The 15699-nt window shown below is 66.4% G+C and carries 14 protein-coding genes; 2 read left to right on the top strand and 12 right to left on the bottom strand.

Features of this window, described 5'->3' with window-relative positions:
* Position 1 precedes the first annotated feature (1 nt).
* Positions 2–853 (bottom strand): uroporphyrinogen-III C-methyltransferase, encoded by an 852-nt coding sequence (gene cobA, locus P1P91_RS09390; RefSeq protein WP_311882193.1) that lies wholly within the window; start codon positions 851–853, stop codon positions 2–4.
* Positions 854–1165: 312 nt separating this feature from the next.
* On the opposite strand from cobA, the gene P1P91_RS09395 reads away from it, so the two are divergent.
* Positions 1166–2371: an amino acid aminotransferase gene (locus P1P91_RS09395; RefSeq protein WP_311882195.1), complete on the top strand. Its 1206-nt coding sequence runs from the start codon at positions 1166–1168 to the stop codon at positions 2369–2371.
* 177 nt (positions 2372–2548) lie between these two features.
* The gene (locus P1P91_RS09400; protein WP_311882196.1) at positions 2549–4042 is read left to right on the top strand and encodes an NCS2 family permease; all 1494 of its coding nucleotides are present in this window, start codon (positions 2549–2551) and stop codon (positions 4040–4042) included.
* Positions 4043–4184: 142 nt separating this feature from the next.
* Here P1P91_RS09400 and P1P91_RS09405 read toward each other — a convergent pair whose 3' ends face one another.
* The 11 genes from P1P91_RS09405 to trpB all read right to left on the bottom strand — a co-directional run bounded on the left by P1P91_RS09405 (position 4185) and on the right by trpB (position 15610).
* The gene (locus tag P1P91_RS09405; RefSeq protein WP_311885763.1) at positions 4185–5444 is read right to left on the bottom strand and encodes an MATE family efflux transporter; all 1260 of its coding nucleotides are present in this window, start codon (positions 5442–5444) and stop codon (positions 4185–4187) included.
* A 217-nt stretch (positions 5445–5661) separates the two neighbouring features.
* Positions 5662–6258: a YceI family protein gene (locus tag P1P91_RS09410; protein WP_311882198.1), complete on the bottom strand. Its 597-nt coding sequence runs from the start codon at positions 6256–6258 to the stop codon at positions 5662–5664.
* Positions 6259–6286: 28 nt separating this feature from the next.
* Positions 6287–6841, bottom strand: a complete 555-nt coding sequence (locus P1P91_RS09415) for a cytochrome b (protein WP_311882200.1) — start codon at positions 6839–6841, stop codon at positions 6287–6289.
* 48 nt (positions 6842–6889) lie between these two features.
* Positions 6890–8095: an O-succinylhomoserine sulfhydrylase gene (locus P1P91_RS09420; protein ID WP_311882201.1), complete on the bottom strand. Its 1206-nt coding sequence runs from the start codon at positions 8093–8095 to the stop codon at positions 6890–6892.
* A 23-nt stretch (positions 8096–8118) separates the two neighbouring features.
* A complete protein-coding gene (purF, locus tag P1P91_RS09425; protein WP_311882203.1) occupies positions 8119–9639 on the bottom strand; it encodes an amidophosphoribosyltransferase in 1521 nt (506 codons plus the stop codon).
* A gap of 111 nt (positions 9640–9750) precedes the next feature.
* Positions 9751–10299, bottom strand: a complete 549-nt coding sequence (locus tag P1P91_RS09430) for a CvpA family protein (protein ID WP_311882204.1) — start codon at positions 10297–10299, stop codon at positions 9751–9753.
* A 3-nt stretch (positions 10300–10302) separates the two neighbouring features.
* Complete coding sequence (locus tag P1P91_RS09435; protein WP_311882205.1) at positions 10303–10968, bottom strand: SPOR domain-containing protein; 666 nt, start codon at positions 10966–10968, stop codon at positions 10303–10305.
* A gap of 48 nt (positions 10969–11016) precedes the next feature.
* Positions 11017–12321: a bifunctional tetrahydrofolate synthase/dihydrofolate synthase gene (gene folC / locus P1P91_RS09440; RefSeq protein ID WP_311882206.1), complete on the bottom strand. Its 1305-nt coding sequence runs from the start codon at positions 12319–12321 to the stop codon at positions 11017–11019.
* The gene (gene accD / locus P1P91_RS09445) at positions 12314–13474 is read right to left on the bottom strand and encodes an acetyl-CoA carboxylase, carboxyltransferase subunit beta (protein ID WP_311882208.1); all 1161 of its coding nucleotides are present in this window, start codon (positions 13472–13474) and stop codon (positions 12314–12316) included. The genes folC and accD overlap by 8 nt, the downstream gene beginning before the upstream one ends.
* A gap of 88 nt (positions 13475–13562) precedes the next feature.
* Positions 13563–14399 (bottom strand): tryptophan synthase subunit alpha, encoded by an 837-nt coding sequence (gene trpA, locus P1P91_RS09450; RefSeq protein ID WP_311882209.1) that lies wholly within the window; start codon positions 14397–14399, stop codon positions 13563–13565.
* 23 nt (positions 14400–14422) lie between these two features.
* Positions 14423–15610 carry a tryptophan synthase subunit beta gene (gene trpB, locus P1P91_RS09455; RefSeq protein ID WP_311885765.1) on the bottom strand — a complete coding sequence of 396 codons (1188 nt, stop codon included), beginning with the start codon at positions 15608–15610 and terminating at the stop codon, positions 14423–14425.
* Between the last annotated feature and the right edge of the window lie 89 nt (positions 15611–15699).

A 15699-nucleotide genomic window follows, 5' to 3' on the forward strand; every position in this document is an offset into this window, starting at 1 on the left:
GCTACCCAAAGGAAGGCAGCAGTGGCGCTGAGCACAGCGGCGCCGATTCCTGCCCCGGGAGAAAACCGCCGGCGCGCCCGCTTTCGGCATCAAACCAGCCAAGCGTGCGATTCAACCCTACCACCTCGCCGATAATCAACAGCGTCGGCGACTTGACGACACCCGCCAGATACCCCTCGGGCAGCGCCTCAAGGCGGCCGACATGCACCGTTTGATCCCGGGTGGTGCCCTGGGACACCAGCGCCAGCGGCGTCGTTGCTGAAAGCCCGTGAGCTCGCAGCGCCGCGCAGATGGTTTCCAAAGTGCCAAGGCCCATATAGAACACCAGAGTTTGCCCCGGACGGGCAAGCGAGGTCCAATCAAGCTCGCAACGGCCGCTTTGCAAGTGCCCGGTGACCAGCCGCACCGACTGGGCATAATCGCGGTGGGTCAGCGGAATGCCGGCGTAGCTGGCACAGCCTGAAGCGGCGGTAATGCCGGGAATCACCTCGACCGGTATACCCCGGGCTACCAGCGCCTCCAGCTCCTCGCCGCCGCGGCCGAAGATAAACGGATCGCCGCCTTTCAGCCGCACCACGGCGCGTCCTTCCAATGCCCATTCGGCCAGCGCCTGGTTGATGCTCTCCTGGGGCACGCTGTGGTGGGAACACGCCTTGCCGACGTAGAGCTTGCGAGCCCCGGCGGGGACAAGAGCCAGCACTTCCTGGCTCACCAGGCGATCATGGAGAACGATATCGGCATTCACCAGCCGCTTGTACGCCTTTAGCGTCAGAAGCTCCGGATCGCCCGGGCCGGCGCCCACCAGGCTGACGCTGCCTGACGGCTGTCGGGAAATACGTTCTAGCAAAGCCACACGGCACCTCGGTCAGTCATGGCAGGCCGTTGACGACCGGGCGCTGCAGGGCGTCAACAGTGGAAGATAAGGCAGTCAGCGACACCATAGCGAACTTCTAGAATCGCAAAAAGAAATAAATAATTAATAATTGATTCCTTAAAGGAATATAAGGCGCGGCGATGGGCCCGCAGTGGCAGACCCGGCGCTGGAATGGCATGATGACGGGTCCACAGAGGTTCGCGCTTTGGCGTAAGCGGCGACGCCTGCGGACGTTGTCTACGCCAAAGCCACTTCACATACTAGCCGCCAGACAACGAGGTAGCCTGATCCATGTTCGAGCGTATTGAGCGAGTCCCCGGCGATGCCATTCTCGGGCTGATCCAAGCGTTCAAGGAAGACACCAACCCGCAAAAGGTCGATCTGGGCGTCGGCGTCTACCGCGACGCCGAAGGCAACACGCCGGTCATGCGAGCGGTCAAGGAAGCCGAGGCTCGCCTGCTCAAGAATGAGTCCACCAAGACCTACATCGGCTCCCACGGCTCGCCGGCCTACGGCGACGCCGTGCTGCCGCTGGTGCTGGGCGCCGACTCCCCGGTGCTGGAAGCCGGCCGCGCCAGCGCCACCCAGTCCCCCGGCGGCACCGGCGCGCTGCGCCTGGCGGCGGACTTCATCGCCGGCGAGCTGCCGGGCAGGGGCATCTGGGTGAGCGACCCGACCTGGCCCAACCACCACGGCCTCTTCACCGCCGCGGGCATTGCCCTGCACAAGTATCCCTACGTGGACGCCGACAACCGCCTAGACTTCGACGGCATGCTGGCCGCCTTCAACAAGATTCCCGAAGGCGACGTCGTGGTGCTCCACGCCTGCTGCCACAACCCCACCGGCTTTGACCTTTCCGCCGAGCAGTGGCGAACCCTGCTCGAGGTGGTGCGCGAGCGCCGCCTGCTGCCGCTGATCGACTTTGCCTACCAGGGCTTTGGCCAGGGGCTCGACGAAGACGCCTACGGCGTGCGCCTGTTTGCCGAGCAGCTCGACGAGGTGCTCATCACCAGCTCCTGCTCGAAGAACTTCGGCATCTACAACGAGCGTACCGGCTGTCTGATCGCCGTGGCCAAGAACGCCGAGCAGATGGAAAACGTCCGCTCGCAGTTTGCCGTTGTTGCCCGGGAGAACTACTCCAACCCGCCGGCCCACGGCGGCGCCATTGTCAGCGAAATCCTCCACGACCCTGAGCTTGCCGCCGTCTGGCGCGATGAGCTCACCGAGATGCGCGACCGGGTCAACACGCTGCGCCAGGAATTTGTCAAGGCGCTCGATCCTTACGGCCTGGCAGAAAAATACGCCTGCGTCGGCGAGCAGCGCGGCATGTTCTCCTATACCGGCCTCACGCCGGATCAGGTTGACCGCCTGCGCGACGAGTTCGGCATCTACATGGTGCGCTCGGGGCGCGCCAACGTGGCCGGCTTCTCCCGGGAGAACCTGCCCTACATCACCCGGGCCATTGCCGTGGTCAACGGCGTCAAGGTCGACGACTGACCGCCCCGCACGGCCGGGCGTCTTGCTGAAAAAGCCGCCAATAGCGTGTACAATCCGCGGCTTCGCCGCCAGAGCCCTGGGGCGCCCGCGCGGCGTCCCGCGTTCACGCAGCGCCTGACCGATCAGTCAGCACCCGCCGCGTGACGCTCAATCCAAAGCGCTATCAAGAGGCTTACCATGGCGGCTGCCGGCTCCCACCTTTCCTATCCCTGGTACAAGAAAGAAGACACCGACGCGTTTTTTGCGCTGTTTCAGAACAACATCGCCAACTTCGTGGTCATCGCCATTTCCATGCTGGGCATGGGTTTTCCCACTTCCATCGTCTATGGCCAGGTGCTGCCCGGCGCCGCCGTGGCGGTGATGGTCGGCAACTTCTACTACGCCTTTACCGCCGCGCGCCTTGCCCGGCGGGAAAACCGCACCGACGTCACCGCGCTGTCCTACGGCATCTCTACCCCGGTGATGTTTGTCTTCCTGTTCGGCGTGCTGCTGCCGGCCAAGCAGCTCACCGGCGACGCCGAGCTTGCCTGGCAGGTCGCCGTGGCGGCGTGCTTGATCAGCGGCGCTATCGAGGCGGCCATCAGCCTGGTGGGCCGCTGGGTGCAGTATCACTTGCCCCGGGCAGCCATGCTCGGCGCGGTGGCCGGGGTGGCGCTGACCTTCATCGCCGGCGAAATGCTGTTCAAGACGCTGGAAGTCCCGGTGGTGGGGCTGGTGGTGCTGGCGCTGATCATCGTCGGGCTGGTCGCCCGGGTGAGCATGCCCTTGCGCATTCCCACCTCGCTGTTTGCGATCATACTGGGCACGCTTCTGGCCTACCTGATCGGCGCCACCGACGACGGCAAGTTCAGCGACGCCTTTACCTACATCGGCTTTTATCCGCTGCTGCCCAGTCTTGCCTGGTTTGACGGCCTGGGGCTGCTGGCCACCGGCATGCTGAGCGTCCTCACCGTGGTGCTGCCCATCACGCTTTATAACGCCATCGAAACCATGAACAACGTCGAGGCCATGGAGGCCGCCGGCGACAAGTACGACGTGCGCGAGTGCCAGGCCGTGGACGGGATCGGCACCGTGATCGGCGCGCTGTTCGGCGGGGTCTTCCCGACCACGGTGTACATCGCCACCGTCGGCGCCAAATGGATGGGCGCCGGGCGCGGCTACAGCCTGCTCAACGGCGCGGTGTATGCACTTGCTACCATGTTCGGCCTGATTGCCGCGCTGGCAGCGATCATTCCGGTCTCGGTGGTAGCTCCGATCCTGGTGTTTGTCGGGGTCTCGATGATCGCCACGGCCTTCCAGTCCAACGACACCCGCTACTATCCGGCGGTGGCCCTTGCCATGCTGCCCTACTTTGCCAACTACCTGATGACGCGCTTCAATCGCGACGCCGGCGACGTGGTCAGCGGCATTTCCGGCGCCATCGAGGCCATGGGCCAGGGGTCGATGTTCATGGCGATTTTTCTCGGCGCCATGGCGGTGTCGGTTATCGACCACCAGTTCCGCCGGGCCGCCGCCTTCGCCGTGCTGGCCGCGGGCTTCTCCTTTGTGGGGCTGATGCACGCCTCCAAAATGGCGTTCAGCGCCGCCCCGGACTTCGTCATCGGCTATCTGGCCATGGCGGCGCTGTTTGTCTACTTCGCGTTTCAGCAGCGCCGCAGCGGTAACATCTAACCCTCCCCTAACGGCTTGATACAAAAGCTTTTGCAGGAGGCCGGCTGCGCCGGGCGAGACAGATCGAAGGCATGCTGGGGCCGGGTGGGATACCGTCGCCCGGTAAACCGGCCTCCTGCGGGCTGGGTGGCAGCTGTTAAGGCTATGCTCTCAACATGCGCCTTAGCAGCTGCCATGCCGCCAGGCCGGCGAGCACGTTGCCCAGTGCCGCCCCCAGCGCCAGCCCGATCCAGCCGCCGAGCTGCATCCCCAGCCACAGACAGGGCAGATAGCAGACAAACAGCCGCACCCCGGACATCAGCATCGACCACAGCGGAAAGCCCAGCGCATTCCCCGCCGACACCACCAGCATGCACACCCCGAGCGCGGCGTAGCTCGGCAGCAGAAAGCGGATCAGCAGCGCCAGTTCGCGCTGCACGTCGGGCTGGCCGGCAAGCGCCAGCGCGACCCAGTGAGCGGCCAGCGCCATGCCGAGCCCCAGCGCCAGCTGCCAGGCCACCGCCACCTTCAAGGCCAGGCGCATCAGCCGCTGGATCTGGCCCCAGTCGCCGGCGCCGTAGCAGCGCCCGAGCCAGGGCGGCAGCGACATGGTCAGCGCCAGTATGGCCATCAGCGAGAGCGTCTCCAGACGGCTGGCAAGCCCCCAGGCGGCGACGAAGGTGTCGCCAAGCGTAGCGACGACCGCCACCGCCAGCATGGCGGAAAGCGGCGGCATCAGCTGGCTGACCATGGCCGGGCCGGCGATACCGACAAAGGGCCTGAGCGAACGCCGGGTCTCGCCGCCCAGCCCCAGCCGCGTCAGCCAGCGCTGGCGAAATAGCCGGCGGGCGGTGATGAACACTCCGACGGCGAAAGCGATGACGCTGGCCAAAGCGGCTCCCGGCAGCCCCAATCCGCTCCAGGGGCCGGCACCGAAAATCAGCAGCGGGTCCAGCGCCAGGTTGACCAGGCTGGTGAGAACCATCATGTTGCCGGGCAGCCGGGTGTTGCCGTGAGCGCGAAACACGCTGTAGGCAAAGTACGCCAGCGCCCCGAACCACCCCGCCAGCAGCTGCACCGGCCAGTAGCGGGCAATATAGGCAAGGGCGGTGTCGTCCGCCCCCAGGGCGATGAAAACGGGCCGCTGGCCCAGCCACAGCGCCACGGCCAGCACGCCGATAATGGCGCTGCCGGCCATCAGCACCAGGGTACTCAGCCGCCTGGCCCGCTCGCGCTCGCCGGCGCCCAGCGCCCGGGAAATGAGCGCGGCAATGGCAATGCCGATGCCCACCTGGACGCCGATGATCAAGAACGACAGCGGGAAAGTGAACGACTGCGCGGCCAGCGGCGCGGTGCCCAGCCGGGCGATAAAGGCGCTGTCCACCAGCTGAAAGCCCAAAAGCGAAAGAGCGCCGATGGCCATGGGCCAGGTTTGCTGCCACAGCTGTTTGCCCAGCGGCGCCGCTGGCCTTGCCTGCTGCGTTTCTGCCACACCCTTCTCCCGTAATAAAGCCGTTTCTTGACAAACCTGTTCCGTGACAAATCTGCCGCGTGATAAAAGACGTATCGGATAAAACGCTGCCCCAACGTAAAACGCCACCGCCTCGGGCAAGGCGGTGGCGTTTCAGGCGTCGGAGGAGTTACTGGCGAACACCTTCAAAGGTGACGTACAGCTCGACCTCGCGCATGGGCTTGGGAAACTCGCTCATATCGATGCCGAATTCGGCCAGCTCAAGCGTAGTGGAGCCCTCAAAACCCGCGCGGTAGCCGCCCCAGGGATCTTCGCCCTCGCCTACCAGGGTGACCGGCATGTCGATGGTTTGCGTTTGGCCGTGCAGCGTCAGCTCGCCGGTGATTACGCCGGCGTCGTCGCCGTCGGGGGCAAAGCCGGTAGACTCGAAGGTCGCCGTGGGATAGGCATCGGCGTCGAGAAAGTCGTCGCCGAGAATATGGCGGTCGCGCTCGGCGTGGTTGGTGTTGAGGCTTGCCACTTCCACCTCGAAATCGACCGAGGCGTCGTCGAGATTGTCCGGATCGTAGTCGAATTCGCCGCTGAACGTTTCAAAGTTGCCGAGCAGGTACGAATAGCCCAGATGGCTGATCTTGAACTGGACAAAGGCGTGCTGGCCTTCGGTATCCACCTGGTAGGTAGCCGCCTGGGCCTGGCTCGACGGCAGCAGCACGGCGGTCACGGCCGCGGCCGTGGCGGTCTTCTTGAGCGTGTCGACTGTCAACATCCTGTTTTCTCCTTGAGGGATACCGTATTTATTGGCGCCTGGCGTATTTGGCGCTGAGCATGCGCACAAGCGTCAGGCGTTTGTCCACCCAGTGGTGCTTCAGCGATATCAGGCCATGACCGGCCGCCAGCGCCAATAACGTAAGAGCGCCATACCAGTGAATGGTTCCGGCGGTGTCTGCCTGATTGGCCAGCCCGTAAACGGTGGCCGGCACTTCAAACCAGCCGAACACGCTGATGCCGCTGCCCTTGGCTGTGGAGATCAAATAGCCGCTGACCAGCACGCCGAGCAGTACCAGATACAAAAGCCAGTGGCCGAGGCCTGCCGCGACGGCTTCAAGACGGCTGCCCTCTCCCCGGGGCGCAGGCTGGAAAAGGCGCCAGGCCAGCCGGCCGAGGGTGGCCAGCAGCAGCAGCATGCCCGCCGAGCGGTGTAGCCACGGCGCCTTGTTATACCAGGCGTCGTAGTAGCCAAGATCGGTCATCCACCAGCCCAGGGCAAAGAGCCCGACAATGGCCAGCGCGCTCAGCCAGTGCAGCGCAATGCTCACCCGACCCCAGCCGCTGCGCGTGTTTCGCCACATCTCTATTATCTCCCGCTGCCAGCTGCCACCCGACTCGCCCGCTCGCCTCTAGACGCTCCCCCCTACCAGCGCGTCCAGCCCCCGGGCGAGGTCCGTACGAATATCGGCGTAGCTTTCGAGCCCCACCGATACCCGCAGCAGCCCCGGGGTGATCCCCGTGGCCTGCATCTGAGGCTCGGACAGACGCCCATGGGTCGTGCTTGCCGGGTGCGTGATCGTGGATTTGACGTCGCCCAGATTGCCGGTGATCGACATCAGCCGGGTGGCGTCGATTACCTGCCAGGCCCCCTTTTGCCCGCCCTTGACGGCAAAGCCCAGCACCGCGCCGAAACCGGCCTGCTGGCGCGCGGCCAGGGCGTGCTGGGGATGGCTTTCAAGGCCGCTGTAGAAGACGCGCTCCACCGCCGGGTGCGCATTCAGCCACTCGGCCAGCCGTACAGCGTTGTCGCAGTGGGCCCGCATCCTCAGTCCCAGGGTTTCCAGCCCCTTGGTAAAGATCCAGGCGTTGAACGGGCTCAGGCAGGGGCCGGCGGTGCGCACCGCGCCGAATATTTCTTCCAGCAGGTCGTGGCCGCCGACTACCGCGCCGCCTACGGCGCGGCCCTGACCGTCCAGATACTTGGTGGCGGAATGAATCACCAGGTCCGCGCCCAGCTCGAGCGGGCGCTGCAGCGCCGGCGTCAGAAAGCAGTTGTCGATGGCAAGCCAGGCGTCGTGGCGGTGGGCCATCGCCGCAAGCGCGGCGATATCGGCGATTTCGGAGAGCGGGTTGGACGGCGTTTCGGCAAACAGCAGCCGAGTCGCCGGCGTGATCGCCGCCTCCCAGGCGTCCAGGTCGGAAAGCTCGACGTAGCGGGTGACGATGCCGAACCTGGCCAGGTACTTGTCGAAAAGGCTTACCGTGGAGCCGAACAGCGAGCGCGAGGCGACGATTTCATCGCCGGCGGACAACAGCGCCAGCGCCGTGCACAGAATCGCCGCCATCCCCGAGCTTGTCGCCACGCAGCGCTCGCCGCCCTCCATGGCCGCCAGACGACGCTCAAAGGTATTGACCGTAGGGTTGGTAAAGCGCGAGTAGATGTTGCCCGGCTCGTCACCGCTGAACTTGCGCGCCGCCTCGGCCGCGCTTTGATAGACAAAGCTCGAGGTGGGGAAAATCGGCTCGGCGTGCTCCTGCTCCAGGGTGCGATCGTGGCCGGCGCGGATGGCCAGCGTTTCCCGCGACCACGGCGTAGCGTATGAATCATCGTGCATATCGGCTTCCCGGTAAAGTCGTGTCAGTCGTCCAGATCGTCGTCCTGGTTGTGCATGCCGACCAGCGCGTGATCCCCGGCGCTTTCGCTCGTGGCGGCGTCGTGGCGGCTGGCTTCCAGGGCGTCCAGGTAGGCCTCGTCAATGTCGCCGGTCACGTAGTTGCCGTCAAATACCGAGCAGTCGAATTCGTCAAGCGCCGGATTGACCTCGCGACAGGCGGCTTTCAAGTCGTCCAGATCCTGATAGATGATGCGATCGGCGCCGATCAGCTCGCCGACTTCGGCCTCGGTGCGGCCGTGGGCGATCAGCTCGCTGGCCGCGGGCATGTCGATGCCGTAGACGTTGGGGTAGCGCACCGGCGGTGCGGCCGAGGCAAAGTAGACGTTGCGCGCGCCGGCGTCCCGGGCCATCTGGATAATCTGCTGGCAGGTGGTGCCGCGCACGATGGAATCGTCCACCAGCAGCACGTTCTTGTCCCTGAACTCGATGTCGATAGCGTTGAGCTTCTGGCGCACGGATTTTTTCCGCTGGGTCTGCCCCGGCATGATGAAGGTGCGCCCGATGTAGCGGTTCTTCATGAAGCCTTCGCGGTAGGTCACGCCCAGGTGCTGGGCCATTTCCAGCGCCGAGGTGCGCGAGGTATCGGGGATGGGAATGACCACGTCGATGTCGTGATCCGGCCATTCCTCCAGCACCCGATCGCCGAGCTTGCGCCCCATGTGCATGCGCGTGCCGTAGACGTAGGCGCCGTCGAGAATCGAGTCCGGACGCGCCAGGTAAACGTGCTCGAAAATGCACGAGCGCAGCCGCGGCCGGTCGGCGCAGACCTGGGTATGCACCTGCCCCTCCATGTCCACGAACACCGCCTCGCCGGGCGCCAGATCGCGCTCGAGCGCGAAGCCGCCGACGTCCAGCGCCACGGACTCCGAGGCCACCATGACCTCCTGTTTGCCATCCTCGGTGCGCGTGCCGAACACCACCGGGCGAATGCCGTTGGGGTCGCGAAACGCCACCATGCCCACGCCGTTGATAATGGCCACCGCGGCGTAGCCGCCGTTGCAGCGCCGGTGTACCCGGCGCACGGCGTCGAAAACGTCTTCGGCTTCAAGGTGCAGCCCCTGCTTGCCCAGCTCGTGGGCGAAAACGTTGAGCAGCACCTCGGAGTCGGAGCTGGTGTTGATGTGGCGCAGATCGGTGGAAAACAGCTCCTGCTTGAGCCGGTCGGAGTTGGTCAGGTTGCCGTTGTGCGCCAGGGCAATGCCGTAGGGCGAGTTGACGTAGAACGGCTGGGACTCCGCCTCGCTTGACGAGCCTGCCGTCGGGTAGCGCACGTGACCGATCCCCAGGGTACCCTTGAGCCTTGCCATGTGACGCGTATGAAAGACATCGCGCACCAGCCCGTTGCTCTTGCGCAGCAAAAAGCGTCCTTCGCTCCAGGTCATCATCCCGGCCGCGTCCTGGCCCCGGTGCTGGAGCACCGTCAGGGCGTCATAAATGGCCTGATTGACCGCCTGGGTGGCCATGAGGCCGACGATACCGCACATGTGTTTACCTCGTTTTGTCGCGACTTGCCGAGCAGGCGTAAGCCATTGGAATTCGTGAGCGCCCAACCGGCCGCCTGGCCGCAGACCGGGCTGGTGTCGTGCCGGCGCGAGTCAGGACGTCTCGCGCCGTTGAAAATCCGGCAGCGGAATATCCCTGAGGGAGTCCGGCGCCGGGGGCAGCGTTAAGTCCCACTGCTCGAGCCGGCCGAGCGCCCAGCCGCGCAGCTGCTCAAAGGTCGGGCGCAGCGCGGCTTCCTGCCAGGCGTTTAGCGACTCCAGCGGCGTCAGCGTCAGCAGTATCGTTGCCACCAGCAGTATGGCGGCGCCGCGCACCAGGCCAAAGGCTGCCCCGGCCAGGCGGTTGAGAAAGCCCATCCCCGCCCACTCGATCGCCGCGTGCAGCAGGCGGATGACGATGCCGCCCAGCAGAATCACGGCGAGCACTACCAGCACAAATCCCAGCACCAGGCGCGCATCAAAGCTTTCGATCCATCCGGCCAGCAGCTCGGCCACGGGCTTTGCCAGCGCCCGCGCCGCCACGAGCGCCGCCACCCAGACCGCCAGCCCCAGCGCTTCGCGCACCAGCCCGCGAACCAGGCCGGCAAGCACGGATAACGCCAGCACGGCGAGAAACAGCGCGTCGATCCAGGTCAGCGCCACGGCTCAGTCACGCACCCGGACCAGCAGCCCCTGCTGGTTGGCCTTCTCCTTGATCAGCGAGCGGGCCTGCTCGCCGTCGTCAGAGCTTGAGTAGGGCCCCACTAGCACGGTGGTCAGGTCATTGTCCCGAGCGCGGGTATAAACGCGAAAGCCCTGCCCTTCGAGCTCTTTTTTCAGCCGGCTGGCGTTTTCCGCCTGGCCGAAACTGCCCACTTGGACCGCCCATTCGCCGCCCTCGGCCGCTTTGGGCGCGTCGCTGCCCTGCATCATGTCGGCAATGGGATCGCTTTTGTCATCGCCGCTTTCGGCCCGGTCCGCGGCCGCCGGAGCATCATCGTCCCCGGGCTCTTCCGCGGTTAGCGTCGGCGGCTCGGCCACGGCTTTTTCGCCGGCCTCCGGCGTTTTGTCGTCCGCTTCCCCGGTGGCGCTGTCGAGCGGCACGGCGTTGGCGACGCTGCCCTCGTCGCCCTTGTCAGCGTCGATGGAGTCCGGCTTTTGCGGCGCCGGCACCTCGTGGCGGGGCACGTCTACAGGCTTTTCAACGTCGAAGGAGGGCTTGAGCGGCTCGTCGCGGGGGGCCGGCTCGCTCATCAGCCAGGGCACGATGATCGCCGCCAGCGCCAGCAGGATGACAATGCCGCAGATACGCTCGGTCTTGCCGTATTTCATAGGTGTGTCCTCTAGCAGATCGGCCCTGCCGGGCCGCTCGCGCGGCGCTCAGGCGCTGCCGCCAAAACGTGGCGTGGCCAGCAGCGCGCCTACGGTAAAAAACGAGCCGGCAACGAGCACGATATCGTCGTCGGTCAGCCGCTCGTCGAGCCAGTCGGCGCCGGCTTCGGGCGACGCCGCGCAGTGGCGCACTCGCCCGCCCTCACCCACGACGTCCGCCGCCAGCGCCTGGGCATCACGCCCCCGAGGGCCGTCAAGGCCGACGCACACCCAGTCGCTGATGGCGGGCGCAAGCGCCGCAATCACGCCGGCGGCGTCCTTGTCGTCGAGCATGCCCAAAAGGCACCAGCGCCGCCCCGGCGCTGCCCGCGCGGCCAGGCGGCCGGCGACGTAGGCGGCGGCGTGGGGGTTATGGCCCACGTCCAGGCACCACCGGCCGTGCCACTGCATACGCCCGGGCAGGCTGACCTGCTCCAGGGCCTGGCGGACCGCGGCCGGGTCAAGGTCGACGCCGACAAGCGCCAGCGCCTGTAGCGCGGTGGCGGCGTTGTCCAGCGGCAGGCCAGGGTCGGGCAGGGCCTCAAGCGACGGCCCTGCGTCGCGGTGAAACGCCCAGCCGTCGGCGGCCATCGACGTGCGGGAAAACGCCTTGCCCAGTGCATATGTCGGCGCTCGCTGCTCGGCGGCGACCTCTTCGACGCTTGCCGGCAGGGCGTCGCTGCCCAGCACCGCCGGGCGCCCGGGGCGAAAGATACCGGCCTTCTCCCGGCCAATATGCGCGATGTCGTTTCCCAGAAAGCCGGCGTGGTCCCGGGCAATCGTGGTGACCACGGCGACGTCGGCATCGATGATGTTCACCGCGTCCAGCCGGCCGCCGAGCCCCACCTCCAGCACCAGCAGGTCAAGCCCGGCATGCAAAAGGCACCACAGGGCGCAGAGGGTGCCGGCTTCAAAATAGGTCAGGCTGATCTCGGGCGCGGCGGCGCGCGCCTTTTCCACCTCGACAAAGCCCGCTACCAGCTGGGCGTCGCTTGCCGGCTCGCCGTCGATGATGACGCGCTCGTTATAGCGCACCAGATGCGGCGAGGTATAGCTCCCCACTCGCCGACCGTGGCCGTGCGCGAGGCTTGCCAGTATGGCCGCGGTCGAGCCCTTGCCGTTGGTGCCGGCAACGGTAATCACCTGCGGCGGATAACTCCCCGCCAAGCGGCCGCGCTTCACCAGTCCCAGGCGCGCGGCCACTTCGCTTACGCGCCCCAGCCCCATGTCGATGCCGGTGGGGTGCAGCCGCTCCCACCAGGCAAGCCACTCGGCAAGCGGAGCGGACGGCGACGGCGGCAGGGCGTCAGGCATCCCGGGGCTTATCGCCGTTGTCGTCGCTGTTGCCGCTGTCGTCAGGCGTTTCGGCCGCGTCAGGCGCCGCGCCGTCCGCCTCGCGACGCGAAGCGTCGGCGGCTTGACCCTCGGCGGCGGCCTCCTCGGGCTCTGCGGCCGGACGCGTATCCGCGCGCTCTGCCTCATCATTGGCCTCGGTCGCGCCTGCGGCGCTGTCGGCCGGCGCCTCGTCGGTGAGAACTTCTTCGTCACCTTCGCTACCCACCGGCGGCGCTACCGGCGCGGGCGCGCCTTCGTCGGGCTGCGCCTGAGAGGCGGGCTGGTGCGTCAGCTTGCGCAGCATGCCGGCCAGCCGGGTGCGCATGTCGTGACGGTGTACAATCATGTCCACCGCGCCGTGCTCGAGCAAAAATTCGCTGCGCTGGAAGCCTTCGGGCAGGGTTTCGCGCACGGTCTGCTCGATGACCCGGGGGCCGGCAAAGCCGATCAGGGCGTTGGGCTCGGCGACGTTCAGGTCACCCAGCATGGCAAGCGAGGCCGAGACGCCGCCGAAGACCGGATCGGTGAGCACCGAAATGTACGGCACGCCGGCCTCTTTGAGGCGCTCGAGCGCCGCCGAGGTCTTGGCCATCTGCATCAGCGAGAACAGCGCCTCCTGCATCCGCGCCCCGCCGGAGGCGGCAAAGCAGATCAGCGGCAGGCCTTCTTCGCGGGCAAGCGTCGCCGCGCGGGCAAACTTCTCGCCGACCACGGCCCCCATGGAACCGCCCATGAAAGTGAACTCAAACGCCACGGCGACTACCGGCAGACCGTCCAGCCGGCCGCGCATGGCGATCAGCGCGTCTTTCTCGCCGGTGGTTTTCTGCGCCGCGTTCAGGCGGTCGCGGTATTTCTTGGAGTCGCGGAACTTCAGCCGGTCAACCGGCTGCACCTCGGTGGCAAGCTCTTCACGGTCGTCCTCGTCCAGAAACCAGTCCAGCCGCTTGCGCGCGGTGAGGCGCAGATGATGGTCGCACTTGGGACACACGCTGTGGAGCTTTTCAAGCTCGGGCAGATACAGGACGGCGTCGCACTTGGGGCACTTGCGCCAAAGACCGTCGGGCACGCTGGCACGGCGGTCTTTACGCTGGATTCGCCCCATCGAGGGCACAATTTTGTCTAGCCAGCTCATATCACAAAGGCTTCCGTTATACGTTTATGCCCGGCGGGGCCAGGCCTGAAGGTTGGCGTGAAGCACGCGCGTAATATAAAAGGTGGCGTCAACGCGGCGCATCGGCAAGGTCCGGCGCCGTCGCCGCGTCCATGGCCCGGCGCATGTCGCCGAGCACGGCTTTCAGAGCGCCGGGAACCGCCTCCGGCGTGGTCGCGTTATCGGCAATCCGGTTGACCAGCGCGCTGCCGGCGATGACGCCGTCCGCGACTCTCGCGACCTCGGCGGCGGTGGCCCCGTCGCGGATGCCGAAGCCCACGCACAGCGGCAGATCGGTCAGCTCGCGCAGCGGCGCCAGGTGCTCGGCCACGTCTTCGGCGTTGAGCGTCGCCGAACCGGTCACGCCCTTGAGCGACACGTAGTACAGGTAACCGTCGCCCTGGGCACAGATCGCGGCGGCGCGCTGCCGGGAAGTGGTCGGCGCCACCAGGAAAATCGCCGCCACGCCGTTGGCCTTCAACAGCGGCGCCAGCTCATCGGCCTCTTCCGGCGGCATGTCCACGGTGAGCACGCCGTCCACTCCGACCTCGGCCGCCCGGCGGGCAAAGGCCTCGTAGCCGATGCGTTCGATGGGGTTGAGATAGCCCATGAGCACCACCGGCGTAGCGCTGTCGGTGCGGCGGAACTCGGCCACCATGTCCAGCAGGTCAACCAGCCGAGTGCCGGCCGCCAGCGCCCGTTCGCAGGCTTTCTGGATCACCGGGCCGTCGGCCATGGGGTCGGAGAACGGCACGCCAAGCTCGATGACGTCGGCGCCGGCTTCCACCAGCGCATGCATGAAGCCCACGGTATAGCGTGGCGCGGGGTCACCGGCGGTAATGAACGGAATCAGCGCGCGGCGCCCCTGCTGCTTGAGTTCGCTGAATCGTTGGTCGATACGGTTCATGGTCATCTCTTGAAGTCGGGCCCTTAAAATTCGATGCCGTCGAGCTTGGCTACCGTCATGATGTCCTTGTCGCCGCGGCCGGAAAGGTTGACCACAATATGCTGGTCGGGCCGCATGGTGGGCGCCATGACCTTGGCCTGGGCCAGCGCGTGGGCGGATTCCAGCGCCGGCATGATGCCTTCCATGTGGGTCAATTCGCGAAACGCTTCGAGCACGGCGTCGTCGTTGGCGGCCACGTAGTTGACCCGGCCGACGTCTTTCCACAGCGCGTGCTCGGGGCCCACGCCCGGGTAGTCGAGCCCGGCGGAAATCGAGTGGGTGTCGGCCACCTGTCCGGCGTCGTCGGACATCAGATAGGTGCGGTTGCCGTGGAGCACGCCGCGCGGCGCACCGGAGGACAGCGGTGCCGCGTGGCGGCCGGTAGCGACGCCGTCGCCGCCGGCTTCCACGCCGTACATGGCCACCCCTTCGTCTTCCACGAACGGGTAGAAGAGTCCCAGGGCGTTGGAGCCGCCGCCCACGCAGGCAACCAGCGCATCGGGCAGCCGACCGATCTGCTCAAGCGACTGGCGGCGAGCCTCGCGGCCGACCACGGCGTTGAAATCGCGCACCAGCAGCGGGTAAGGGTGCGGGCCGGCCACGGTGCCGATGATGTAGAAGGTGTCGTCGACGTTGGTCACCCAGTCGCGCAGCGCCTCGTTCATGGCGTCCTTGAGCGTTCGGGTGCCGGACTCCACCGGGATCACCCGGGCGCCCAGCAGGCGCATGCGGTAGACGTTGAGCTTCTGGCGCTCGACATCGGTGGCGCCCATGTAGACATCGCACTCAAGCCCCAGCCGGGCGGCCACGGTGGCCGTGGCGACGCCGTGCTGGCCGGCGCCGGTCTCGGCGATGACCCTGGGCTTGCCGCTTTTCTTGGCCAAAAGCGCCTGGCCGATGGTGTTATTCACCTTGTGCGCGCCGGTATGATTCAGGTCTTCGCGCTTGAGCCAGATCTGCGCGCCGCCCAGGGCGTTGGACCAGCGCTCGGCGTGATAAAGCGGCGAGGGCCGGCCCACGTAATGGGTCAGGTCGTGGTCAAACTCTGCCTGGAAGGCCGGGTCGTCACGCAGGCTGGCGTAGATCTCTTCCAGGTCTTCCAGGGCAAAGCTCAGGGTTTCGGAGACGAAGCGGCCGCCGTAGGGGCCGAAACGGCCCCGGGCATCCGGCATCCGGGTCAGCTCGTCGAATCCGGGTTGGGCGGCGCTGGACGAGCCGGCGCCAGACGGGGTAGCGCCGGGCTGAGTAGCAGAGACGGTCA

The sequence above is a fragment of the Halomonas piscis genome, from assembly GCF_031886125.1.
GTDB classification, from domain to species: domain Bacteria; phylum Pseudomonadota; class Gammaproteobacteria; order Pseudomonadales; family Halomonadaceae; genus Vreelandella; species Vreelandella piscis.

Bases quoted from the DNA above. Each gene is read 5' to 3' on its own strand.
- P1P91_RS09395 (WP_311882195.1), top strand. From the start codon at position 1,166: ATGTTCGAGCGTATTGAGCGAGTCCCCGGCGATGCCATTCTCGGGCTG.
- P1P91_RS09400 (WP_311882196.1), top strand. From the start codon at position 2,549: ATGGCGGCTGCCGGCTCCCACCTTTCCTATCCCTGGTACAAGAAAGAA.
- P1P91_RS09405 (WP_311885763.1), bottom strand. From the start codon at position 5,444: ATGGCCATCGGCGCTCTTTCGCTTTTGGGCTTTCAGCTGGTGGACAGC.
- P1P91_RS09410 (WP_311882198.1), bottom strand. From the start codon at position 6,258: ATGTTGACAGTCGACACGCTCAAGAAGACCGCCACGGCCGCGGCCGTG.
- P1P91_RS09415 (WP_311882200.1), bottom strand. From the start codon at position 6,841: ATGTGGCGAAACACGCGCAGCGGCTGGGGTCGGGTGAGCATTGCGCTG.
- P1P91_RS09420 (WP_311882201.1), bottom strand. From the start codon at position 8,095: ATGCACGATGATTCATACGCTACGCCGTGGTCGCGGGAAACGCTGGCC.
- purF (WP_311882203.1), bottom strand. From the start codon at position 9,639: ATGTGCGGTATCGTCGGCCTCATGGCCACCCAGGCGGTCAATCAGGCC.
- P1P91_RS09435 (WP_311882205.1), bottom strand. From the start codon at position 10,968: ATGAAATACGGCAAGACCGAGCGTATCTGCGGCATTGTCATCCTGCTG.
- folC (WP_311882206.1), bottom strand. From the start codon at position 12,321: ATGCCTGACGCCCTGCCGCCGTCGCCGTCCGCTCCGCTTGCCGAGTGG.
- accD (WP_311882208.1), bottom strand. From the start codon at position 13,474: ATGAGCTGGCTAGACAAAATTGTGCCCTCGATGGGGCGAATCCAGCGT.
- trpA (WP_311882209.1), bottom strand. From the start codon at position 14,399: ATGAACCGTATCGACCAACGATTCAGCGAACTCAAGCAGCAGGGGCGC.
- trpB (WP_311885765.1), bottom strand. From the start codon at position 15,610: ATGCCGGATGCCCGGGGCCGTTTCGGCCCCTACGGCGGCCGCTTCGTC.